Below are 23,755 nucleotides of genomic sequence, written 5' to 3' on the forward strand. Positions count from 1 at the left end.
CTGATTTCGCAGCGTTATTATTTAAACGAAAATAGAAAGGGTGCGTAACGCATATTAATTTTAGTTTCATCACGGAATCTATTATTCATAGGGAGAATTATTATGAATAAAATACATAACCTGACAATACCGATGATTATCTCCTTTATTATCATTGCGGTATCCTCAGCTACCGCCATCGGCTTACTCTCTTACCATGTGGTTTCGCGCATGGTGGCATAATTGATTTCGCCATGCACAGCTAAATTAAACCAAGGTTAAACACACAAAATTCATTTCCTATAATGGCCCTTATTTTGCTGAGGGTCATTATTCCCTCCTTCAGACAATGGCATATTCCCGCCCTTTCTCTCTTATTGAGGCTGGGGCATGAATAATTGGCCAGTGCTGGGCGCACTTCTAATTTGTTTGGTTTTGATCGGTTGTGACAATAAAAGCGGTGATGAAATCAGCGCACCGCGCGTAATTAAAGCGCTAACGCTGACGGAAAATACCACAGAAAAAGTCAGGATATTCCCGGCGCGTATTTCAGCGGGCGATTACACCGAACTGGCCTTTAAGCGTACCGGCCGACTGGCACAGTTGCAGGTACGTGAAGGCAGCCATGTTAAGGCTGGCGAGGTGATTGGTCGGCTGATCGATACCGATGCGCAGCTGCGGGTCAACGATCAGCAGAACAGATTCCTGCTGGCAGATCGCCAGTATCAACGCTTCAGTGCGCTGGCAACGCGCAGTGCGGTTTCGCAGGCGGATATGGATGTGCAAAAGGCGAATCGCGACTCCGCTGCAGTGGCGCTCAACATCGCCAAAGAGGAGCTGGATTATCACACCTTGCGCGCCCCCTTTGACGGCATCGTTACCAGCGTAGCATCGCAAAATCATCAGGTGGTCGCCGCTGGACAAACGGTGGCGGTGATCAGCCGCAACGATGTGCTGGATGTGATTTTCAGCGTGCCGGAAAACCTGTTCACCAGCCTCGACGTGCAGAACGTAAGTTATCTGCCAGAGATCAGCCTGAATGCGCTGCCGGGCCGGACGTTTCGCGCAGCATATAAAGAGCATCGCGCAGAAGCTGATGCCGCCACGCTAACCTGGCAAGTGGTGCTGACCATGCCGCGCCCGACGGATTTACCGCAGGTCAGCGGCTTAAGCGGCACGGTGAAAGTGCAAATGCATAATCTGCCCACTTCCGGTGGCACGCCACTGCTGCGCGTGCCCGCCAACGCGGTGTTTAACCCGGATCATAGCCTGCCGAATCAGCCTTACGTGTGGCTGGTGAGCGGTGAAGGCGATGTGGTTAACGTTCAGCAGCAGCCGGTGGTGGTGGGAAAACTCAATGCGCAGGGCATCGAAATTCTCTCCGGTTTGAAAGTGGGCGATCGCATTGTGGTCGCGGGCGTCAGCGATCTGCGTGATGGTCAGGCGGTGCGCCTGTGGACACGCGAGCGAGGTCTGTGATGCACCTGCTGGAACAGTTTCTCAAATACCCGATTCGCAGCTGGCTGGTGATCCTGCTGCTCGGCGTGGGCGGTATTTTTGCGCTACTCAATATTGGCCGCCTGGAAGATCCGCTTTTCACCATCAAATCGGCGGTGATCGTGACGCACTATCCCGGCGCGTCGGCGCAGCAGGTGGAAGAGGAAGTCACGCTGCCGCTGGAGAACGCCTTGCAGCGTTTGCCATCGCTCGACAACGTCAGTTCGATCTCCAGCAACGGCTTGTCGCAGATCACCGTTACGATTCAAAGCCACTATCGCGCCGATGACTTGCCTCAGGTGTGGGATGAACTGCGTCGCCGCGTTGACGATGCCACACGCCAGTTTCCGCCCGGCGTCAGCGCACCGCTGGTGAATGACGACTTCGGCGATGTGTACGGTTACTTCTTTACCCTGTCGGACGAGCACTTCACCAATAGCGAGCTGCGTACCTACGCCGATCAGCTGCGGCGTGAACTGAATCTGGTGCCCGGCGTGGCGAAAGTGGCGGTTGCCGGTATCGAGCAGGAGCAGGTGAATATCACGCTCTCCAGCCAGAAGATGGCGGCACTGGGTGTGACGCCGCAGCGCGTGGCCGCGTTGCTCAATAGCGTTAATGCCGTTTCCGATGCGGGCCAGATTCGTCTCGATAATGAAGCCATCCGTTTCCATCCCACCGGCGAATTTCAGTCGCTGGACGAAATCGGCGCGTTACCCATCTCTGCGCCCGGCAGCAGCCAGCAAGTGTTGCTGCGCGATATCGCCACGCTCAGCTATGGCGTGACCCACCAGCCGGGCAATCTCTATCACGCGAACGGCAACGCCGCGCTGGCGATGGGCGTTTCCTTTGCGCCTGGCGTCAACGTCATCGACGTCGGCGAGGCGTTAAGCGCCAAAATCCAGCAGCATCAGCAGGCCAAACCGCTCGGCATCGATCTGAATGTGTTTTATAACCAGGCGCAGGAAGTGAAGCAGTCGGTGGATGGCTTCATCAATAACTTCCTGATGGCATTGGCGATTGTGGTGGGCACGCTGCTGCTGTTTATGGGTGTCCGCAGCGGCATGGTGATCGCCGCCTCGCTGGCGCTCAATGTGCTGGGCACGCTGTTGATCATGTATCTGTTCAAGCTCGAGCTGCAGCGCGTATCGCTGGGTGCGCTGATTATCTCACTCAGCATGCTAGTGGATAACGCCATCGTGGTGGTGGAAGGCATCAAGGTCGATCGTCAGCGCGGTAAGCCGCTGAAACAGGCGATGATGCAGATGGTGAAACGCAGCGCGCTGCCGCTGCTAGGCGCCACGGTGATCGCCATCATTGCCTTCGCGCCGATAGGGCTATCGCAGGATTCCACCGGCGAATACTGTCAATCGCTGTTCCAGGTGCTGCTGATTTCTCTGCTGCTCAGCTGGATCACCGCGCTGACGCTGACGCCGGTATTCGTGCAGTGGATGGATGGCCGTAAGGCGATCAGCAAGGACACCACACAGCCGTATCAGGGCGTGCTGTTCCGCCTGTATCGCCGTGTGCTCACCACGCTGATGCGCTTCCGCATTACCACGTTGGTGCTGATGGTCGCGTGTCTGGCAACCTCGATCTATGGCTTCGGTTACGTTAAGCAGAACTTCTTCCCGGCCTCCAATACGCCGATTTTCTTTACCGATCTGTGGCTGCCGTATGGCACCGATATCCATTACACCGCGCAAACCGCGCGCGAAATTGAAGGCTGGATCAACCAGCAGCCAGGCGTCACCAGCACCGTGACCACCATTGGTCAGGGCGCGATGCGCTTTACGCTGACCTACGACGCGACGCGTCAGTACAGCAATTACGGGCAGATTATGGTGCGCGTGCAGGACGCGAAGCAGCTGGAAACGCTGGCGCAGCAGACCGAGCAGCACATCCGCGATCATTTCCCGCAGGTGACAGAGCGCATCAAACGCATCAATTTCGGCAGTGCCAGCGACAGCGCTATTGCGTTACGCGTCACTGGCCCCGATCCCATCACGCTGCGGCAGATTGCCAGCCAGATAGACGACATTTTCCTCGCCGAAGGCAGCGCATTTCCGCCGCGTAATGACTGGCAGGCGCGCAGTAAAGTGATCCGTCCGCAGTATTCGCCACTGCGCGGTCAGGAGCTGGGCGTGGACAAGCGCGATATCGACCGGGCGCTGCGTATCAACTTCAGTGGCGATAGCGTTGGCTTGCTGCGCGAAGGCTCACGCATGATGCCGATCATGCTGCAAACCTCAGAACATGAGCGGCAGAATATCGATCATCTTGGCAATATTCAGGTGTGGAGTCAGGCGCAACAGCGCTATGTGCCGCTGGCCAATCTGGTGAGTGATTTCCAGTTGGAATGGGAAGACCCGCTGATTATGCGTCGCGATCGCATGCGCGTATTAACTGTACAGACCGATCCCGATCCGGCCAGCGGTCGCACCGCTGCAGAGATTGTGGCGCGCGTGCAGCCGGCAATCGATCAGCTGAGCTTGCCCGCCGGATATCATCTGGAATGGGGCGGCGAGCTGGAGAGTTCCCGTGATGCCCAGAGCGGCCTGCTCGGATCGCTGCCGTTAGGTTTCCTCGCGATGTTTGTGATTACCGTGCTGATGTTTAATTCGCTGCGCGATGCGCTGGCGATCTGGATTACCGTGCCGCTGGCGTTGATTGGCGTCACCTGCGGCTTCCTGCTTACCGGCATCCCTTTTGGTTTTATGGCGTTGATCGGTTTGCTGAGTTTGTCGGGCATGCTGATTCGTAACGGCATCGTGCTGGTTGAGGAGACGCGCCAGCTGGCGCGGCATCAGCCGTTGCAGCAAGCGATTCTCGATGCCGCAACCTCGCGTCTGCGCCCGATTCTGCTCACCGCCTTCACCACCGTGCTCGGCCTGCTACCGCTGCTGCGCGATGTGTTTTTCCAGAGCATGGCGGTGGTGATCATTTTCGGTTTAGGATTCGCCACGGTGCTGACGCTGCTGGTGTTGCCGGTGCTGTATCAGAGTTTTTATCCGGGTAAGAAGGTTTGATGCTTGGGGTGTGTTGAGGTCGCCATAAATGGCGACCCTACAAAAGCGAGAACGGTGTTCGTAGGGTCGCCATTTATGGCGACCTTTTTGAAATATGCTCTCCCTGCTTTTCGTTTCCTGCACTCGCCAGCAATATCTTTTTCAACATAAACGTCAGCGGAATCGCCAGAATTGCGCCGATGATGCCCAACAGCGATTGCCAGACAAGAAATGCCAACAGCTGTGTGGTGAGCGCCATATTTAATCGTTTGCCCAATAATAACGGTTCAATCACTGAACTCAGGATTAAATTCAGTGCCACAAAGAACAGCGCGACCACCAATGCAGTTTGGATATCGTACAGCATATAACTTTGCAGCACGGGCGGGATCGCCGCCATAAATGAACCCAGCACCGGAATATAGTTGAAAACAAACATCAACACGCCCCAGAAAAAGGCGAACTTCAGACCAAGAAGATGCGCGCCAGCCCAAACAATAATGCCGCCGACAATACTGGTCAGGGTTTTTACCTGGGCATAAACGATAACGCTTTGCACGCCCTCTTCAAGCGCCACGTAATAGCGCTGATATTTCCCTTCGGCCTGTTTACGTAACAGAGTTTTCAAATTTTTCATTTCATACAGCATGAAAAACAGCATCAGAAATACCATCAGCCACCAGGAAAGAATGCTCGGTATTTGCGTGAGAAAACCGGTGACAAAACGCACCACCGCACCCGCATCGACAAACGCCAGCATGTCGTTGGGCGTCAACACAATGCCCAGATGACTAAACGTCTGCGTCACCGGCTCGAAGCGTTCGGCCAGTAGCTGCGGTGCCTGGCGGCTCAGCTGAATTAAATCGGGGGTTAATACTGTGAGTTTGATGATGGTAAACACAATCACCAGTAACAGCAGCACAATCACCAGCAAGGATGAGAGTAAACGCGGCACGCGTTTTCTTTCGAGCCGACTGATTAATGGGTCGAGCATTATCGCCAGAAACAGCGACAGCATCACCTGATTAATTAATGCTGATGCCAGATAAATACCGCTCAGAATTATGGTCAGCGTGGCGAGAATTAACAGTACGCGCAAAAGTCTTGACCATAAAGGAAACTCGTTCAATCCCATCGTTAAGATCCTTCATCCTATACAAAATGTATTATAGAGAAAAACCTGTGCGCTGGGCCTTGTTTGAGGTCAAGTGACGAAAAACATTCAGGCCGTGATTGCAACGGCCTGAATGTCACGCGCTATTAATTGATTCTGAATCTCCGCGTTAATGGTTTTTCGATTTCGACAATTAAAAACATCACGAAGCCAATGATCAGAGTAATAATCCAGTAGCGTAACGGTAGCGCGGTGGTACCAAATAGCAGCTGCATAAAGGGCGCGTAAATAATCAGCAATTGCAGGACCAGCAGCACGCCGCTCACAATCCAGATGCCTTTATTCATCAGCAAACCTTTGCTTAATGAGAAGCCGTCAGACACACGACAGTTCAGCATATAAAACCACTGCGCTGTCACCAGCGTTTGTAATAACACGGTACGGATAAATTCCGGCGAATAGCCGCGCGGTTGCAGCCAGGCTTCCAGCACGAAGGCGCTGATGGCAATCATCGAACCAACAAAAATCACGCGCCAGATGGCGAAACCATCCATCACATGCAATTTGGGATCGCGTGGCGGACGACGCATGATGTTGGGTTCACCCGCTTCAAATGCCAGGCCAAAAGAGAGCGTGGCGGAGGTCGCCATGTTCATCCACAGAATCAATACCGGCGTCAGCGGAATTAAGTTACCGGCCAGCAGGGCAATGATGATCAGCAAGCCCTGCGCGAGGTTGGTTGGCATGATGAACAAAATGGTCTTTTTCAGGTTGTCATAGACACGCCGCCCTTCACGCACCGCGCTGGCAATGGTGGCAAAGTTGTCGTCGGTTAACACCATATCGGCGGCTTCTTTGGTCACTTCGGTGCCTTTAATCCCCATGGCGATACCGACATCGGCCTGCTTCAGCGCAGGCGCATCGTTAACGCCATCGCCGGTCATCCCGACCACCTCTTTCTTACTCTGCAGTGCCTGCACCAGACGGAATTTATCTTCCGGGCTGGTGCGGGCAAAAATGTCGTAAGCCTGCGCCGCCTCGCCGAGTTGATGATCGTCCATTACTTCCAATTCGCGTCCGGTAATGGCAGTACTGGCGTTACCGATTCCCAGCATCTGCCCAATACTCATCGCCGTTTGTGGATGGTCGCCGGTGATCATCTTGACGCGAATTCCTGCTTGCAGGCAGTCGCCAATCGCGGTGATGGCTTCGGGTCGTGGCGGATCCATCATCCCAGCGATGCCGAGCAGAATCATACCCTGCTGCAGATCCTGATGCGTCAGTTCACTTTGCCCTGGCGTGGCCGGTTTCCAGGCCGCCGCCACCATGCGTAATCCCTCGCGCGCATACTCTTCAATTTTGGCTTCCCACCACGCCAGATCGATCGGTTGCAGCCCGGCTTCGGTTTGCTGCTGCTGACAATGCCTGAACAGCACGTCCGGCGCGCCGGTCAGCAATACGCACTCTTCATCGCCGATCAGATAGTGCGTCGACATGTATTTGTATTGCGAATCGAAGGGGATTTTATTGCGCAGTTCGGTGGTAACTGAAGGCAGATGTCCTTTGGCGGCCAGCACTTTGAGCGCGCCTTCGGTCGGGCCGCCGGTGATTTTCCACAGGCCGCTTTCATCTTTGATCAGCTGGCTGTCGTTACACAGATCGATGGTGCGCAGATAGCGCTCCAGTATCGAACCCTGCGCCACTTTCACCGGCACGGTGTCATCGGCTTTATGGATGGCGCCCACCGGTTCATAGCTGACGCCATCAACGCGGTAGATCTGATCGGCGGTGATAATCGCTTTCACCGTCATTTCATTCATGGTCAGCGTGCCGGTTTTATCCGAGCAGATCACCGTCATCGCGCCCAGCGTTTCAACGGTCGGCAGCTTGCGGATGATCGCCTGCTGCTTCGCCATGGTTTGTACGCCAAGCGACAGAATGATCGAGATAATCGCCGGTAATCCTTCAGGAACAGATGCCACCGCGAGGCTAATCAGTGACAGCATCAGCTCGGAAACCGGCATATCGCGGAACAGCAAGCTGAAGACAAAGAGCGCGGCCATCATCGCCAGGATGATCAGGAAAATCGCTTTGCCGAGTTTATCCATTTGCACCAATAGCGGTGTGCGGTGCTTTTCGATGTCGGACATCATCTGGTTGATGTGGCCAAGTTCCGTGGCGCCGCCGGTGGCGATCACCAGCCCTTTTCCGCCGCCCGAACTGACGGTGGTACCGGAGAACAGCAGATTGGTGCGGTCGCCGAGCGGCAGCTCGCCGGTCAGCGCGTCCGTGCCTTTCTCCACCACGGTGGATTCGCCGGTCAGAATCGCTTCTTCAACGCGCAGGTTATGCGCCTCAATCACGCGCAGATCCGCCGGAATGCGGTCGCCGGCGCGGATCACCACCACATCACCCGGCACCAGCGCGGTGGTGGGCAGCGTTTCGTGATTGCCGGCGCGGATCACCACCGTTTCGCTGGAGAGCATATTGCGAATACTTTGCAGGGATTTCTCCGCGTTGCTCTCCTGAATATGTCCAATCAGGGCATTCACCACCGCGACACCAAGGATCACCAGCGTATCGACCCAGTGTCCCATTACGGCAGTCAGCAGCGCGGCGGCGAGCAGAACATAGATGAGAACATCGTTAAAGTGGGCGAGAAAACGCAGCCAAACCGGCTTGCCGGGTTTCTGTGGCAGAGCATTTTCCCCGTACTGTGTTAAGCGCGCCGCCGCTTCAGCACTACTGATTCCCTCGCTGGAACTTTGCGTACTGGCCAGCGTTTCATCGACAGAAAGTTGATAATAGGTACTTTCCGGTTTAGCAGTATTCATCGCTTTCTCCTCAAATCCTGTTTCGGAAATCAAGGCGGTGATATCCCGTGATTAACAAGTCGCCATTGAACGAAAAGATCAGACCTGACTTACCCGTCGAGTGAAGCGGTCCGTTTCAGATTGAAATATATGTAATTAATCGCTGCTCAGCGGCAGTGGAGCAGCCGTATTTTCTATACGAAATTGAAAGTCTTTTGGAAAATGAACGCTATAAACGTAGCACAGGGATATTCAACACATTTATTTCTCAATAAAAGTCGCGAGACGGAACCCATTTATCTCATCAGACTAATCCGATCACAGATAATAATAAAAATATAGTGTGATAATTCATAAGGCTGGCTGTTTTTAAGCAAATAATGAGGTTATTTTAAGTAAGTGTTTTATCCTGCTTTCATGGTTTTTAAATCTCTTTATTGGATATTGAACGAATTTAAATACTGTTTATTTCGTCAAAAATATTACAAGCTATCTGCCTTTACTTTTTTTGACATCTACGTCTATGCTCATCGATAACAAAAACATCCCGTTAATACTTCTCACCTTTTAGGGCGATGGCGCAGTTTTTCTGTGGTCATGGTTAATGGAGGCAACGATGTATGGTTATAGCCTGCTCCGTCTGAGTCTTTATGTTGTCATTGCAATCGTTACCTGCTCCGCCGTAGGACTATTCACTTATGCGGTTGTTTCTATGCTTGGTAATTAAATTATCCACTCAAATAATGCCAACAATGGATTCGTTGTTGCTGAGGATAAAACAGTGACTCGTTATATTACGCTGATTGCCATTGTTATATTGATAACAACTGGTTGCGATCAAAAAACACAGGAAGTCACGCCACCGCCGCGCATGGTTAAAGTCGTTGAGGTTATGGCTTCCGGCGAATCTCAACAACGCATCTTCCCGGCACGCATTGAGTCCGGCGACTCCACCGATTTGTCGTTTAAACGTGCTGGACTAATTGAATCGCTGGATATTCGTCAGGGCAATCGCATTGAGCAGGGCCAGCTCATCGCCAGGTTAGCAGCGCGTCAATGAACGACAAACCGCCGCCACTCTCGCCCAACGGCAATTTGACCGCTTCCAAACGCTATCCGGTCGTCAGGCGATTTCAAAGGCAGAGATGGATGTGCAGCGTGCCAACCGCGATGCGGCGAATGCTGCACTACAGATTGCCCGTGAAGAGCTCAGCCAAATGACGCTGACTGCGCCGTTCACTGGCGTGGCCGCCGTCGTCAACGTTCGCAATCATCAGGTGGTCGCCGCCGGACAGACCATCGCCACATTGACCCGCAACGATCTGCTCGACGTGGTGTTCAGCGTGCCGGAAAACCTGTTTACCACGCTGGATATGCGCAATCTGAGCTATCGCCCGGTGGTGCGCATCAACTCGCTGCCGGACCGCGAATTCCAGGCCGATTACAAAGAGCACACCAACAGCAGTAACACCAACTCGCTGACCTGGCAGATCATTTTAACCATGCCGCGTCCGGACGATTTTCCCGCAGTGGGCGGCGTCAGTGGCACGGTGACGATTAACCTCGCCAATCTGCCCGCCAACGTGAACCGCGAATCGCTGGTGGTGCCGGTGGAAGCGGTGTTCAATCCCGATAACAGCCAGCGCAATGAGCCGCATGTCTGGGTAGTGCAAGGCAGTGGCGATCAGCTGACGTTAGAGGATCGTAAAGTCAGCGTGGGTGAAGTGACCGATCGCGGCGTGGTGATCACCGCCGGGCTGCATGCCGGTGAGCGCGTGGTCGCCGCTGGCGTCAATGAGCTGCATGCTCAACAACCGGTTCGCATCTGGACGCGTGAGCGGGGGCTGTGATGGATATCTCCCGGCAGTTTATCGATAATCCGGTCCGCGTCTGGCTGGCGATTCTGTTATTGGGCGTCGGCGGTATTTTTGCTCTGCTCAATATTGGTCGTCTCGAAGATCCGGCGTTTACCATTAAAACGGCGGTGGTTGTCACCCACTATCCCGGCGCGTCTGCCCAGCAGGTGGAAGAGGAAGTCACTTTGCCGCTGGAAAATGCGCTGCAGCAGTTGCCCTATCTCGACAATGTCAGCTCCATCTCGTCCAACGGACTGTCGCAGATTACAGTGAACATTGACTCGCGTTACCACTCAAACCAGTTGCCGCAAATCTGGGATGAACTGCGGCGCAGAGTCGGCGATGCGGCGCGTTTCTTTCCTCCCGGCGTGGCCGCGCCGTTCGTTAACGATGATTTTGGCGATGTGTTTGGTTTCTTCTTCGCTATCTCTGGCGACAACTTCAGCAACCCGGAACTGGTGCAATACGCCGAACAGCTGCGTCGTGAACTGGTGCTGGTGCCGGGCGTCGGTAAAGTGGCGCTGGGCGGCGTGATCCCACAGCAAATCAATATCGATGTTTCCCTGACGATGATGGCCGCGCGCGGCATTTCGCTGCCGCAACTCGCCAGCGTGTTGAGCCGCCTCAACGTAGTCTCCAATGCGGGCGATATCAAAGCTGGCACGGAATCGATCCGTCTGCATCCGACCGGCGAGTTTCAAAACATCGAAGAGTTAGGCGACTTGCTGGTCAGTGCGCCGGGCGATCACGCCACCACTCGCTTGCGCGATATCGCCACGCTGTCGCGCGGGTTGAGTGAATCGCCTTCCAGCATTTACCACGCCAGCGGACGTCCGGCGGTTACCATGGGCATTTCGTTTATTCCCGGCGTGAATGTGATTGATGTCGGGCGCGCGCTGGAGGCCAAACTGCAGCAGATGTCGGCAGAAAAACCGGCGGGCATCCAGATCAATGTGTTTTACGATCAGGCAGCGGAAGTGGCGCATTCGGTTAACGGCTTTATTGCTAACTTCCTGATGGCACTGGCGATTGTGGTTGGCGTATTGCTGATTTTTATGGGCGTGCGCAGCGGCATTATCATCGCGCTGTCGCTGGCGCTCAATGTGCTGGGCACGCTACTGATCATGTATCTGTGCGGCATTGAGTTGCAGCGTATCTCGCTGGGCGCGCTGATTATTGCGCTGAGCATGCTAGTGGATAATGCGATTGTGATTGTCGAAGGCGTACTGATCGCGCGTCAGCAAAATTCACCGCTAATGACCACCATCAACTTTGTCATTCGCCGCACCGCCTTCCCGCTGCTGGGCGCGACCATTATCGCCATCCTGGCGTTTGCGCCGATTGGTCTATCGCAGGATTCCACCGGCGAGTACTGTAAATCCCTGTTCCAGGTGCTGCTGATTTCCCTGCTGCTGAGCTGGTTCTCGGCGCTGACCATCACGCCGGTGCTGATCAAATGGTGGCTGTTCAAAGCGCAGGCACCGACCAAAGCGGCAGCCGAGGTTTCGCCTTACAACGGCGGTTTTTATCGTCTCTATCAGCGCATGCTCAAGGTGCTGCTCAGGCAAAAAACTGTCACGCTTGCGCTGATGGCGGTGCTGCTGGCGCTGGCGATTTGGGGCTTCGGATCGGTACGGCAAAACTTCTTCCCTTCGGCCAATACGCCGATCTTCTTCGTCGATCTCTGGCTGCCGTACGGCACCGACATCAACGCCACCGAGCAGATGGCCAGCGACATTGAAAAATCGATCACCGGTCAAAAAGGCGTGGTGTCCACCGTCACCACCATCGGCCAGGGCAGCATGCGCTTTATTCTCACCTACAACGGGCAGCGCCAGTACAGTAACTATGCGCAGATCATGGTGCGCATGGACGATCAGCGCAATATCGCCGCGCTGTCACACCGTATTGATGCCTACATTGCGCGCCAGTATCCGCAGGTCAACGCCAGCACCAAACGCGTGATGTTTGGCCCTTCGGGCGGCAGCGCGATTGAGGTGCGTATTAAAGGTCCCGATCCCGACAGAATGCGTTTGATCGCCAGCCAGGTTGGCGACATCCTCACCGCCGATCCCGCCACTGAGACCGTGCGCAATGACTGGCAAAACCGCAGCAAGGTGATTCGTCCGCAGTTCAATCTGGCGTTGGGCCGCGAGCTGGGCGTCGATAAACAAGACGTGGATAACGCGCTGGAGATGAATTTTACCGGCAGCCGCGTCGGGCTGTACCGTGAAGGCGCTGACCTGCTGCCGGTGATCGTGCGGCCACCGGCCAGTGAACGGCAGGACGCTAATCATCTCAATAACGTGTTGGTGTGGAGCCAGAGCCAGCAGCAGTACATCCCGCTCAGCAACGTGGTAAGCGGCTTTACGCTGCAATGGGAAGATCCGCTGATTCTGCGCCGCGATCGCAGCCGGGTGCTCACCGTGCAAACCGACCTGAATCCGCTCAGCAACGATACTTCGGGGGATATTGTGGCGCGCGTGAAGCCGCAGATTGAGCAAATCCCACTGCCGCACGGCTACAGCATTGAGTGGGGCGGCGATGCGGAGAGCTCCAGTGAAGCGCAGCAAGGCGTGTTTACCTCGCTGCCGCTGGGCTATTTAGTGATGTTCGTGATCACCGTGCTGATGTTTAGCTCGCTGAAAAACGCTGTCGCCATCTGGCTGACGGTGCCGCTGGCGCTGATTGGCGTGACGCCAGGCTTTTTGATCACCGGGATTCCGTTCGGCTTTATGGCGTTAATCGGCCTGCTGAGTCTGAGCGGCATGCTGATTCGTAACGGCATCGTGCTGGTCGAAGAGATTGAACAGCAGAAGCTGTTGAAGCCGCAGGCTGAAGCGATCATCTACGCCGCCACTTCGCGTCTGCGCCCTATTCTGCTCACCGCCTTTACCACTGTGCTTGGGCTGGCGCCGCTGCTGCGCGATGTGTTCTTCCAGAGCATGGCGGTGGTGATCATGTTTGGTCTGGGATTTGCCACGGTGCTAACGCTGCTGGTGCTGCCGGTAATTTACGCCTGCTTCCATCGTCAACAGGCGGCGAACGCATCATGAATGTGACCGGCCTCAACGTGATTAAAACGCTGGGATGTATGACGGCGGTGACGTTTTTTACCGTGTATAACACCTGGGATCGCTACGATTACGATTATCACTGGATTCTGGCGTTTCTGACCTTTATCTCCACCATCGCCACGCCGCTGTTTTTTGTCGTCGCCGGGATTATGGATGCCCGTTCCGAGCAGGACGTAAACTGGCAGATGGGCAAGATTCGTAATCTGGTGATCGTGTTTCTGTTCTGGATGACGGTCTATTATCTGTGGGAGCCTTATCAGCGCGGCTACCTGATTCAGCCGTGGTTCGTCTTCTCGTTCATTATCATCTACAGTTTTCACCCGCTGATGCTGTGGCTCAGCCAGCATCGGCTCGCGTTTATTGGGCTGGTGTTTGCGCTGTTAGCCTTTTCGTATGGCTACGATTTGCTGGCGGTACTGCATCCGGAGGATCCGCTGTTCCGGCTCGAGCCGCAGTATCGGCTTTGGACCTGGCTGCTGTTTTATTTAACCGGTCAGTTGCTGTGCGATCCGCTGATTAATGACTGGATGGAGCGTAAAAAGGTGGCGCGCGGCGCGGTGATCGCCCTGCCCTTTATCTACCTGTTTACCTGGTTTTATGAGCAGCACTTCTTTTTTGCGCTATTCAAAGCCGATCGCAATGCCTTTATTCTCACCGGCTCGCAGATCTATCTGCTGGTGGTGGTGCTGGTGATCGCCGCCAGCCAGGTGCGCTTTCGCCGCAATACGCTGGTCAAAGAGACCATTCTGGCGACCATCAGCAAAACCATGACCGGCGTTTACATTCTGCACTACTCGGTTTTCCATCTGCTCACCGCGCTGATTCCGATCACCTCGCTGGCCACGAAACTGACGCTGATTGCCGTGACCTTCGCCGCTTCGGTGCTGCTCTCCAAACTGATCCTCGCCAGCGGCTGGCTGAAAAAAGTCATAACGCTTTAAAGCACGCCGGCAGATTGGGCTGGCTGCTGCAATCAATGCGCCCTTTTATTTTCAGCATCATGTAATCAAAAAACGGATTGGAGGTGTTGCGCATCAGCGTATCCAGCCTAACGATCAGGCTGGCGGTTTCACCGCGCAGCGAGATGGTACCGAAGCTGATGCCATAGCGATTCTTTTCCGTTGGCTCGCGACCATACAGCGAGTCGCTGAGCGGGAACGGCACGGCAATGTGCGATAACGAATAGGTATCCTGCGGCCAGGCTTCATGCATTGAACGCACGATCTCTTGTGTCTGATCCGCTGGCGTCATGCGCGCCACGGTTTGATAGGTGGTCGGTGACGCGTTAGTGATCACCGTTGAGGCATAGCGGCGCGGCGCAGGCGGCAACAAATCATTGACCGCCGAATAGAGCGCGGGCCTGAACAGCGCGCGTAAGTTTGCGGCCTGGTTTACATCGAACATCACCAGTTCACTGCCGTTGTCCGGTAAATAGCGATAGAACGCATTGATCACCGCGCGGGTGCTGACGGTGGAATCCAGCACCGACTGGAAAGTCAGCACTGGCGGAAACGCCGTCATATTGCCGCCGCGAATCACATGCAGCAGCTGATCCTGCATCGCCTGAGTCAGCAGCCACGATTGACGCGCCGCGCGCACCGGAAATGAGTTGTACTTAAAGGGATTGTACTCCGGGATGATGCTCAGCCATGCCGCCTTGGCGAAGCCAGGAATGATGGCGGGCCAGCCGGCTAATCCGGCAAAGCGTGCATAAGCGGTGACGCCAATCATCGGCGACAGCAACACCAACTGTTGCGGTTTACGCAGCGTGTTATTCTGCAGCGTATCAAGGCTGTACTTCACCGCCAGCGCACCGCCGTTCGAGTAACCAACCAGATGCAAAGGCACGTTGCTGCCCGCCAAGCGCGTCGCTTCCCGCACCGCTAAGCGGGTTGCCGCCATCCACATTTGCCAGTCAACTTTGGTGAGCGAACCGGGCGCCGTGCCGTGTCCAGGCAGGCGCGGCACCACAGCCACAAAACCCTTCAGCTGATACGCCTGCGCCAGATAGCGCATGCTGTAGGGCGAATCGGTTAATCCATGCAGCAGCACCACCGCGCCTTTCACTTCGCCCTCTGGTTCAAGGATGTAAGAACGGTTCCAGTCGGTGTCGAATCGCGCCGGATAAACCGGGCTTTGTGTGTTGAAGCGATTGAGTGCCGTTTTCTCATCGTCACCGAGTTGATCGGTCACGTTGATTTTCATGTCGTGGAAAATCGCCGCTTCACGCGTCAGATAATCCGCGAAGCTGGCACGATCGATCTCATCCACCGACATTTCATCCGCCGACCACGTATGCCAGCGATGCAGTGGCGGGCCCTGCTCGGATTGATAACCGCGGATCACCAGGAACATCACCAGCAAGACCAGCAAACCTAAAGCAATGCGCTTGAGGACTTTGCTGATGCGGTCTTTGTGCAACGCGTTGGCGGAATCAGAAGGCATAGCGTACCCAAGCGAACAGCACGTTACCATTGTTGTACGTGCCAGGAATGTAGGTGAACTGCACGTTGAAACGTTTATAACCGGCGGAGAACAGCGGCAAAACAATCGGCAGCGGCACGTAATTGGCGAAGTCATCGCGCGCGGTAATCCCGGCGGTTAATCCCAGTCCAAGACGAAAATCTTGCGCTTGATCCAGATACCAGCCTTTCTCCCAGCCATAACCCACGATCGGCTGCCATTTGTTATGGGAATCTTTAAACGCCATGGCATAGAGTGCGCTCCAGTTGCCGTCTTCGTTAATGCGAGAGACGCCAAACCCGCCGCCCCACGGCGTTTCATTGTAGTTATCGGTTTTCTCTTTATCGTAGGCGAAGCGGGCATGCCAGCTGATGAAAGGCAGATAGAGATCGTAATACTGCGGTTCCTGCCAGGTTTGTGAAACGTCCTGCTTGAGCCATTCCCAGCCATCGCTGAGCGAGTTGGCCGCCGAGGCGGGGCAGACAAACAGGGCCAGAGAGAGCAACCAGGCCGCCTGAAGAGTTCGCATCATGTATGCCTCTGAAATTCACCGCCACGAAAAGGAGTGGAAAAGCTGATGTGCTCTAAAGCAGATCAAGCCACTTAACCGGTTAGATTATAGTTGCTTGTTATTGCTATAGGAAATGACCTGGATTAGCTGTGATCGCGTTTTCAACCAAAAGCACGTGAAAGGGATATGTCGATAAAATCGACTTTTATCGACATATGGCCTCAACATGTTTACGCCATCGACACGTTAAACGCATATGTCGATAAAATGCGTTTTTTAAACATTTCGGATGAGACTAAGAAGCCCGGTATGGAGTTCTTCGTTTTTTATCAGAACGGTATCCACTTAATCGCCTAAGCTCATCAGTTAAGCGCCTATCGGTCACCATAAATGGCGACCCTACAAAGGACTGGCGCGCTTTTCGTAGGGTGCGCATTCATGCGCACCTGCATACGTATGCAAATTAATGCTTAACTGAGCGGCATTACCATTGGCAACGGCTGAGCCAGTATATTTCTGCGTCTTTAGAAACAGAAGCGTGCGGCCTATTCTGAATATTAAGTGTGGTTTCTTATTTTAAAAATCAGCTGTTTAAAAAAGAGTGTGTTGATAAGCCGCTGAAATAGTTATTCGGCTAATTCAAAAATAAGATTAATGAGCTAGCAGACAGTTCCATTCTTATGAAACCAACCGAAAGTGATGGCTTTCACATCTGTTGATTCAAATTTTCACAATCCTTACATTGTTTCTTATATTCTTCTGCGTGGATAACGCCTCATGAATTTTCGCACCGACATTAATGGTCTACGCGCCTATGCTGTGATGCTGGTTATCCTCTATCACTTTGGGTTTTCCAGCGTCAGCGGGGGTTTCCTCGGTGTGGATGTGTTCTTTGTCATCTCCGGATATTTAATGACGGGGATTATTCTGACGCGTTTAAATAAGCAGAACTTCTCTTTATTGGGATTTTATGCTGCGCGCTGCCGCCGCATTATCCCGCCGTTGATGGTGCTGTGCCTGATATTAATGCTGATGGGCTATTTCCTGATGCCGCCGGATGAATATAAGAAAATGGCGGAGCATGCCGTATCCAGCCTGAGCTTTATTTCCAACGTGGTCTATTTCAAGCAAGGCGGCTATTTCGAAACCGGCTCGGTCTATAAATGGTTGCTGCATACCTGGTCATTAAGCGTTGAGTGGCAGTTCTATTTGCTATTACCGCTGGCGCTGATGTTCACGGCACGTTTTCTGCGCCAGCAGTTTGCCTGGACGATGGGCATCGCCGCGCTGCTTTCATTCGGACTGGTGCTCGTGATGGTAGCGACCAACTTCCATCTCACTGCGACTTATTATCTGTTGCCAACCCGTGCGTGGGAGATGCTGGCAGGCGGATTAGTTTATCTGGCGCCAAAATCCGCGCTCAGCGGTCAACGCGCGGTTCCGCTGCTGGGCATTATTGGGCTGATTGTCTGTGCGCTGTGGTTTGATGAAAGCACGGCCTGGCCGGGCATCATGACGCTGATTCCAGTGTTACTGACCGCGATGATCATCCATGCCAACGTGCAAAACAGCATCTGGTTCAACAACCGAATTGTGCAGCACATCGGTAAAACCTCGTATTCGATCTATCTGTGGCACTGGCCGCTGTGGGTGTTTTGGCATCTGGCCGATTGGCCGATCACGCTAGTTAGCCAGGCGATGCTGATTCTGCTGTCACTCGCCACCGGTTGGGCGTCATATGTGCTGGTAGAAAACAAACACGGCTGGCTGAGTGGCAAAACCTACGTGACGCTGGGACAAACCGCGTTGGTGCTGCTGCTGGGTGTGCTGATCGTGGCAAAGGCAGGATTTCCCTCGCGCGCGCCGCAAGTGGTCGCCAGCATCAAACAGTATTCACTGGAGCGATTTGTACGTGGCGAAAACTGTTTTGTGTTCAGTGGCACCACGTCTCCGCAATGCGTCTTCGGCAATGCCAGCCAGGTTAATCTGGTGGTATTAGGCGACAGCCACGCCGCCGCGATGCTCTCTTCGATTGTCGGCAGCGCCAGACCGGAGGATTCAGTGGTGTTTATCGCGCAATCCGGATGCCCATCTGTTCCGGATATCCATCGCAGTGCTAGCCCCGATTGCGGTGGTTTTGTGAAGAATGCCATCGCGGATATCGAACGGAAATATCCCCATGCGTCGGTGCTGATTATTAACCGCCTATCCTTCTATCTACATGGCGATTATGGCAGCGGCAGCAATACGCCTAAATACTCATTTATCAACGACGGCAGCTCCATCGCCGCCTATCAGCAGCATTTCGGTGCGGCGGTGAAACAGCTCGCCACGCATCGTCGGGTGTTTATCATGACGCCGGTTCCTGAGTTTGGTTACGACGTGATCTATCGCATGTCGCGCGATGCCATGCGCGGCAAAGCATTGGCTGTTCAGCAGACGCGCGCCGAGTATCAATCTCACAATCAGGAGACGTTGGCGATGCTCAACAACATTGCGGCTCAATCGCCAAATGTCGCCCTGCTCGATGCGACCCAGGGATTCTGCGACAACAGCTTCTGCTACGGTTCCAAAGATGATGTGCCGCTGTATCGCGACGATAATCATCTTTCCGAAGTGGGGAATAAAAATCTGAATGGCGTGTTTGGTGGCATGTGGAAAATTATCGACAGGATTTAGCAGCCGTTCAGCCATCCAGGTCTTTAAACGGTTAAAATAATTATACTTATTCGTTGCTAAATTATTATCGCTATGTCTTAATGCATCACCGGTTTGGAACACAGACCTTATGAAAGCAGTTTTAGTAAAGCAGTCCTCAGTTCAAGTGTTATCCACAGATATCCTTCTTCGAGAGCCTCCTCCTAAGTGCCCAATAAGTAAATCTTTCACTTCAGGCCAAATTCGCCGCAATTTAGTGGCTCATCAAATAAGGAATTATCTATGTCTAACAAAATGACTGGTTTAGTAAAATGGTTTAACTCTGATAAAGGTTTTGGCTTTATCACTCCTAACGATGGCAGCAAGGATGTATTCGTCCACTTCTCTGCTATCCAGAGCGACAACTACAAAACTCTTGATGAAGGTCAGCAAGTTTCCTTCACCATTGAAAATGGCGCCAAAGGCCCAGCAGCGGGCAACGTAACTCCGCTGTAAGCCGCGCTCATTATCCGCGACGCTTACAATAGCGATGAAGACAATAGTCTGAGCAGATAAGAACCGCTGATAATAAAAGAAACCCGCTTAGTGCGGGTTTTTTGTTGTCTAAAGTTTAAACAAGAAGGAAATAACATGCTCATACCAGATTTGATTTTTACACGTACGGTATATCAACCGTCATTTCAATTATGAGTCGTCCGTTGTTTGTTTCACTGGATGGGCCTAAGGGCGTCGGTAAAACCACGCTTCTGGAAGCCATTACGAAAGAACTCAGGGCCGATAACATCAAAGTGATCCGACTTAGCGAGAAAAACAGCGATCCCTACAGAAAAGAAACAATGGCCCTTGTGAACCGGCTCGCCAGAAATCCTTCGCTGGATTTAGAGTTGGAAGTTTGCGCGCGCTTTGCTGATAGCCGTGCATGGATTTCCCAGCATGTGCTGACTAAACAGCCACCGGACAGCCTAATTTTAATGGATCGATGGTACCCGTCGGAAGCCGCGTTTCGCCGGATGGTTCCCTTTGCAGAGATTTTACAACTAAACATTGACCGAAACGTGCGAGCGCCGGACCTGCATGTTGGGGTTGTTACTGCCCCCGATATTTCGTGGGCAAGGGCCGCAGCGAGATCGCGTGGGTTAAGCAGTACCGTGATTCATAAGCTGGACGATCATGTCACTTGCACCCAGGCGTTCGAGCAGACCGTTGCAGAACACGGCTGGGTTTTATGCCGTAATGAAGGAACAATTGAACACGCAACGAAGCAGGTTATTACCGAGATTTACAGCGTGCTCGGATGCCCATTGGCTTGAGTGCTTTTAGACAAATTTTCTGCCACATCCCGTTAAACCGTTCAATGATTATCTGCAAGCTAATCTAATAATTCATTGAGCTTTTCATCAGAGAACTGCCGTTCATAAATTACGTTTCATTTAAGGATGTGATTCATCTTATGATGCCTAATCATTATTTCACTATGTCAATCACAATAATTAGAATCTACTGAGAACCGTCCCCCTCTTGATCCAGACGTGATAAATAATGACACCCGCTTAAGCGGCTAATAACGGCAATGAATAGTCACCTTAGAAATATAAAAAATTTAAAATCCCATGCCTTTTAGGAATTAACCTTTAGCTAAATCCTATATAGCGCCTACAGTTTGTATTGAGGTTATCAGAAACGTGAAATGGAGGATGTTATATGTCTTTTCAACACGACGGGAAAGGCTACGTCATTATTGGCGAAGCGGCACTGAGCATCGCCTTAGGCCAGAGAGTTGTCAGCGTGCAATCGTTGATTGACGAACTGGACCATATGGCAAATGCAGGCGGCAGCAATGCAAGATTGTCTGATATTTCTGAAGCCGTAAGCTGGCTGAAGAGTTTTGAAGAGCCCGATCGCGCTGTCCGCAACGTGCCTTACCTGCAGACGCTTGCAGGCTTGAACGACGAAACGAACTGACGCTTAAGGACGTAGTCCGGCTCTGGCCGGAAGACGAAGACGAGGATGACCTCAACGGTCGCGTTTAAACGTGTACCGGCCGGAGAAAATGTCAGGGACGACACTCTCCACACTATTAATCAACGCTCTTTTATTTGGCAATATTCATTTCCCATTTCTGGTTCACATACCAAAATCTTCATTAATTAAAGCATGCGCTTTCTTGAAAACGATTTCATTTAGATCATCTACAATTTGAGACTTTTCTTTATAACTAAGCAATGTGTTTACATTTATCTTTATTTAAGATAATTATCAGCCAGTTGGGTAGCTACTCTCACATTTTCTACTTGATAATTAGAAGTCTTTGGCCGATCTCGAGGACCTTAATCCATTTTTTAACTACACTAATATCATCGGTAACCGAAAATATTGGAGGAAACGCAGTGTTATTTCATGATGAAGAACAAGGCCACATCATTATTGGCGAGGCAGTGATTAATCTTGCTGTGAGTCACAAAGAAATCAACATTAATTCTCTCATTATTGAACTGGGCACCATGGCCGAAGGCGATGCCAGCGATAGCAGGCTGGCACAGATAGCCGACGCCAGACGTTGGCTAAAAGCATATGCAGAAACGTCTCCTCGAAATCGCGAAGAGCTACGCTGGCTTTCGGCATCCAGGAACTTGGGCATTACACGGAGAGAAAGCTAATCAGTGTCCAACTCTGATTCTGTTGAAGGATGCGCCTAAGGGCGCTCCGTAGTTTGTTGATAACTGACTGAATTTAGCGGCTCCCCTTTTTTAGTGTTGTTACCCACCAATCAATCACTCTCCTATTTGCTATATCCCTTCTCCTTTGTTCTGAACTATCAAAGTTCAATCGTTTGTCCCAAAATCAAACATAACCATTTGAATACAATCAATAGAGTTCTTTCACTAAAAAATTAAAGCTGTACAAGTTAGTAAAACCTGTACAATTTTGAAAATATTGTCTAACTTTAGGTTCAGACTGAATCAGCTACAAAGCAATCAACTATGAGGTTCGCATGCGTCAGAGTGTCTCAAAATTTCCCGATACGGCCAGCGATATTGCACATTATTTCAGCAAGGCGACCGCTCCAACTCAGCAAGAAACGCTGGGGCAAATTGTTGTCGAAATTCTGCGTGCTGGTAAGAATCTCAATCGTAAGGCTATCTGCACTAAGCTGTTAAGACGTCTCGAAGTCGCTGCCACATTGGAGGAAGAGCGCCACTATCAGACCTTGATCGGCATGCTTTTTGATCGCTAATTGTATGTGTTATGGAGTGATCTTGACATGAACATGTCAACGTATTTTGGATTAAAGCCGATCATTAGTTGATTACATCGATTTAAGACGTGCCATAACAGAAATATGCGCTAAATTTAGTTCTGGATGTGTTTTGCCTAGGTGATTGGCACAGAAATGTTGAGCCCGGCCTTGCCAGGATCTAAAGCTTAATAGCGTAAAAAATCCTTTAAACGTAGCCGCAGAGATATCTGATAACAAGGAGAGAAAATGCAACAAAGCACACAGCAAACGTCCCGCGAAATAGACATTAACTACCATCTCCAGAAAGCAGGTGATAAACATTCTGCGGAGACGGCCCTGATTGATTCTGCGGTACAAAAGTTAGTGAGCCAGGGTAAGAGTGTCACCAATAGCGCGCTCATTTTGCACCTCATCTCGGAAATTGAAAGTACCACTGATCTTCTGCAACTTGACGCGTTACTCAACGCGTTAAAAGTTGTGGTGGGCTTTACACCTGATGAAGAAGAACGTTGGGCATTTTTCTATTGGTGAGTGAAGCCTCAGGGAATTGAGGTTTCAATATTGTCATCATGGACGAAGTGGTCAGGGAAGCGGGGAATAAATACAGCACTCCCCGCTGAAAGGCGGATAGGATAGAGAGTCTTTATTAGTCGTCTTCATTAGGCGTATGGCCCACAACAATTTCAAGGCAGTTGCGTAGCACATCAAGTTGCTCGATGTCGGTGGCGCTTTCCAGCTCCGCTATCAGGCTCAAAATAATAGCCTTATTCGTCACTCTTCCACTCTCTGCGATCAAAGACTTCACAATGATACCAATAACTTCTTTTTCCTGTGAATACTGGTCACCAGTGCTTTGTAAATAGGTTTGAAGGTCTGACTCGATTGTATTCTGCTGCATAAAATGTCCTTACTGAGGTACGCATTTTTTGTTTCTCTTCCACGCCCTTAAGCCTTATACCAGCGTTAATGTCGGGTCGAGTCGTCATTACCGTATTTGTCTATATCGAAATTCGCCATTTGTTCTCTGTCTCCAACCTTAGGAGAGTCACTTTCTGCGATTTCACTCATAACGTCCTGTATAGCAAGTTTTGTCGCATGCGCCCGTTCTTCATCCTGTTCAGCTTCAAGCATGAACTGAAGCTTCGCAAGGAGCGCTCGTCGCGAAATTCCCGCTTTTTCCTGCAGCAAAGCTAACACTGCCTCCCCAATGAGCAGGTCACACAGCTTTTCCTCACCGTTATTGTTCATATCAACCTTTACTGCTGATAGGAGTGCGAGGCGTGACTGAAATACTCAGCATTAACGATCACTGAATAGGATGTACCCAGGTTTTGTTGCAAAGAAACCTCACGTGTTCATAATTTAACCAGCTCGCCATGAGATAAAGTTATACAAGGATCGGTAAGTTGTACAGTTTTATTAGCATTAATTTATGAATAATTTTCAAGAGATAGGTTAAGTAAATAAAACGTTTTTTAATGGCAGGAAAAAATGACCTCTGAAAGTGGAAATCCCTAACGCTTTCAGAGGCGATGCAAAGCATC

General features: G+C 52.0%; 17 protein-coding genes and 1 pseudogene. 12 read left to right on the forward strand and 6 right to left on the reverse strand.

Annotated elements, in window-relative coordinates; genetic code table 11:
* The first annotated feature begins 369 nt into the window (after positions 1 to 369).
* Entirely contained in the window at positions 370 to 1,458 is a 1,089-nt protein-coding gene (locus RTM06_RS07075; RefSeq protein ID WP_312180956.1) for an efflux RND transporter periplasmic adaptor subunit, read from the forward strand.
* Positions 1,458 to 4,502, forward strand: a complete 3,045-nt coding sequence (locus RTM06_RS07080) for an efflux RND transporter permease subunit (protein WP_312181011.1) — start codon at positions 1,458 to 1,460, stop codon at positions 4,500 to 4,502. Before RTM06_RS07075 ends, RTM06_RS07080 begins: the two co-directional genes overlap by 1 nt.
* A 73-nt stretch (positions 4,503 to 4,575) precedes the next feature.
* On the opposite strand, the gene RTM06_RS07085 is transcribed toward RTM06_RS07080, so the two are convergent.
* Together RTM06_RS07085 and RTM06_RS07090 are read right to left on the reverse strand one after the other, a co-directional pair.
* Positions 4,576 to 5,616 (reverse strand): AI-2E family transporter, encoded by a 1,041-nt coding sequence (locus tag RTM06_RS07085; RefSeq protein ID WP_312180958.1) that lies wholly within the window; start codon positions 5,614 to 5,616, stop codon positions 4,576 to 4,578.
* Between the two features lie 125 nt (positions 5,617 to 5,741).
* Positions 5,742 to 8,429 (reverse strand): cation-transporting P-type ATPase, encoded by a 2,688-nt coding sequence (locus RTM06_RS07090; RefSeq protein ID WP_256698956.1) that lies wholly within the window; start codon positions 8,427 to 8,429, stop codon positions 5,742 to 5,744.
* Positions 8,430 to 9,189: 760 nt separating this feature from the next.
* On the opposite strand from RTM06_RS07090, the pseudogene RTM06_RS07095 reads away from it, so the two are divergent.
* The 3 genes and pseudogenes from RTM06_RS07095 (at position 9,190) to RTM06_RS07105 (ending at position 14,282) form a co-directional block, all read left to right on the forward strand.
* Positions 9,190 to 10,258, forward strand: a pseudogene (locus tag RTM06_RS07095) (efflux RND transporter periplasmic adaptor subunit).
* A complete protein-coding gene (locus RTM06_RS07100) occupies positions 10,258 to 13,320 on the forward strand; it encodes an efflux RND transporter permease subunit (protein WP_312180960.1) in 3,063 nt (1,020 codons plus the stop codon). Before RTM06_RS07095 ends, RTM06_RS07100 begins: the two are co-directional and overlap by 1 nt.
* Entirely contained in the window at positions 13,317 to 14,282 is a 966-nt protein-coding gene (locus RTM06_RS07105; RefSeq protein WP_312180962.1) for an acyltransferase family protein, read from the forward strand. Before RTM06_RS07100 ends, RTM06_RS07105 begins: the two co-directional genes overlap by 4 nt.
* Here RTM06_RS07105 and RTM06_RS07110 read toward each other — a convergent pair.
* Both RTM06_RS07110 and pagP read right to left on the reverse strand, forming a co-directional pair.
* Positions 14,269 to 15,786: an alpha/beta hydrolase gene (locus RTM06_RS07110; protein WP_312180964.1), complete on the reverse strand. Its 1,518-nt coding sequence runs from the start codon at positions 15,784 to 15,786 to the stop codon at positions 14,269 to 14,271. The genes RTM06_RS07105 and RTM06_RS07110 overlap by 14 nt on opposite strands.
* Entirely contained in the window at positions 15,776 to 16,333 is a 558-nt protein-coding gene (pagP, locus tag RTM06_RS07115) for a lipid IV(A) palmitoyltransferase PagP (RefSeq protein ID WP_409455791.1), read from the reverse strand. Before pagP ends, RTM06_RS07110 begins: the two co-directional genes overlap by 11 nt.
* Positions 16,334 to 17,092: 759 nt before the next feature.
* Here pagP and RTM06_RS07120 point away from each other — a divergent pair.
* The 7 genes from RTM06_RS07120 to RTM06_RS07150 all read left to right on the forward strand — a co-directional run bounded on the left by RTM06_RS07120 (position 17,093) and on the right by RTM06_RS07150 (position 22,742).
* Entirely contained in the window at positions 17,093 to 18,994 is a 1,902-nt protein-coding gene (locus RTM06_RS07120; RefSeq protein ID WP_312180968.1) for an acyltransferase family protein, read from the forward strand.
* Between the two features lie 261 nt (positions 18,995 to 19,255).
* The gene (gene cspA, locus RTM06_RS07125) at positions 19,256 to 19,468 is read left to right on the forward strand and encodes an RNA chaperone/antiterminator CspA (RefSeq protein ID WP_007885867.1); all 213 of its coding nucleotides are present in this window, start codon (positions 19,256 to 19,258) and stop codon (positions 19,466 to 19,468) included.
* A gap of 191 nt (positions 19,469 to 19,659) precedes the next feature.
* Positions 19,660 to 20,283, forward strand: a complete 624-nt coding sequence (locus RTM06_RS07130; protein WP_312180972.1) for a dTMP kinase — start codon at positions 19,660 to 19,662, stop codon at positions 20,281 to 20,283.
* Between the two features lie 391 nt (positions 20,284 to 20,674).
* Positions 20,675 to 20,935: a hypothetical protein gene (locus RTM06_RS07135; protein ID WP_265301777.1), complete on the forward strand. Its 261-nt coding sequence runs from the start codon at positions 20,675 to 20,677 to the stop codon at positions 20,933 to 20,935.
* Positions 20,936 to 21,360: 425 nt separating this feature from the next.
* The gene (locus RTM06_RS07140) at positions 21,361 to 21,630 is read left to right on the forward strand and encodes a hypothetical protein (protein WP_312180974.1); all 270 of its coding nucleotides are present in this window, start codon (positions 21,361 to 21,363) and stop codon (positions 21,628 to 21,630) included.
* Between the two features lie 335 nt (positions 21,631 to 21,965).
* Positions 21,966 to 22,208 (forward strand): regulatory protein YcgZ, encoded by a 243-nt coding sequence (gene ycgZ / locus RTM06_RS07145; RefSeq protein WP_179452499.1) that lies wholly within the window; start codon positions 21,966 to 21,968, stop codon positions 22,206 to 22,208.
* A 249-nt stretch (positions 22,209 to 22,457) separates the two neighbouring features.
* Entirely contained in the window at positions 22,458 to 22,742 is a 285-nt protein-coding gene (locus RTM06_RS07150; protein WP_256698968.1) for a biofilm development regulator YmgB/AriR family protein, read from the forward strand.
* Positions 22,743 to 22,857: 115 nt separating this feature from the next.
* Here the strand turns inward: RTM06_RS07150 and RTM06_RS07155 are convergent, their stop codons facing one another.
* Together RTM06_RS07155 and RTM06_RS07160 are read right to left on the reverse strand one after the other, a co-directional pair.
* Complete coding sequence (locus tag RTM06_RS07155; protein ID WP_256698970.1) at positions 22,858 to 23,109, reverse strand: biofilm development regulator YmgB/AriR family protein; 252 nt, start codon at positions 23,107 to 23,109, stop codon at positions 22,858 to 22,860.
* Between the two features lie 65 nt (positions 23,110 to 23,174).
* On the reverse strand, positions 23,175 to 23,459 hold the full coding sequence (locus RTM06_RS07160) for a hypothetical protein (RefSeq protein ID WP_312180976.1): 285 nt from the start codon (positions 23,457 to 23,459) through the stop codon (positions 23,175 to 23,177).
* Positions 23,460 to 23,755 lie beyond the last annotated feature (296 nt).

Origin of the sequence: Pantoea sp. CTOTU46764 (genome assembly GCF_031974595.1) — a bacterium.
Taxonomy (GTDB): domain Bacteria; phylum Pseudomonadota; class Gammaproteobacteria; order Enterobacterales; family Enterobacteriaceae; genus Pantoea; species Pantoea trifolii.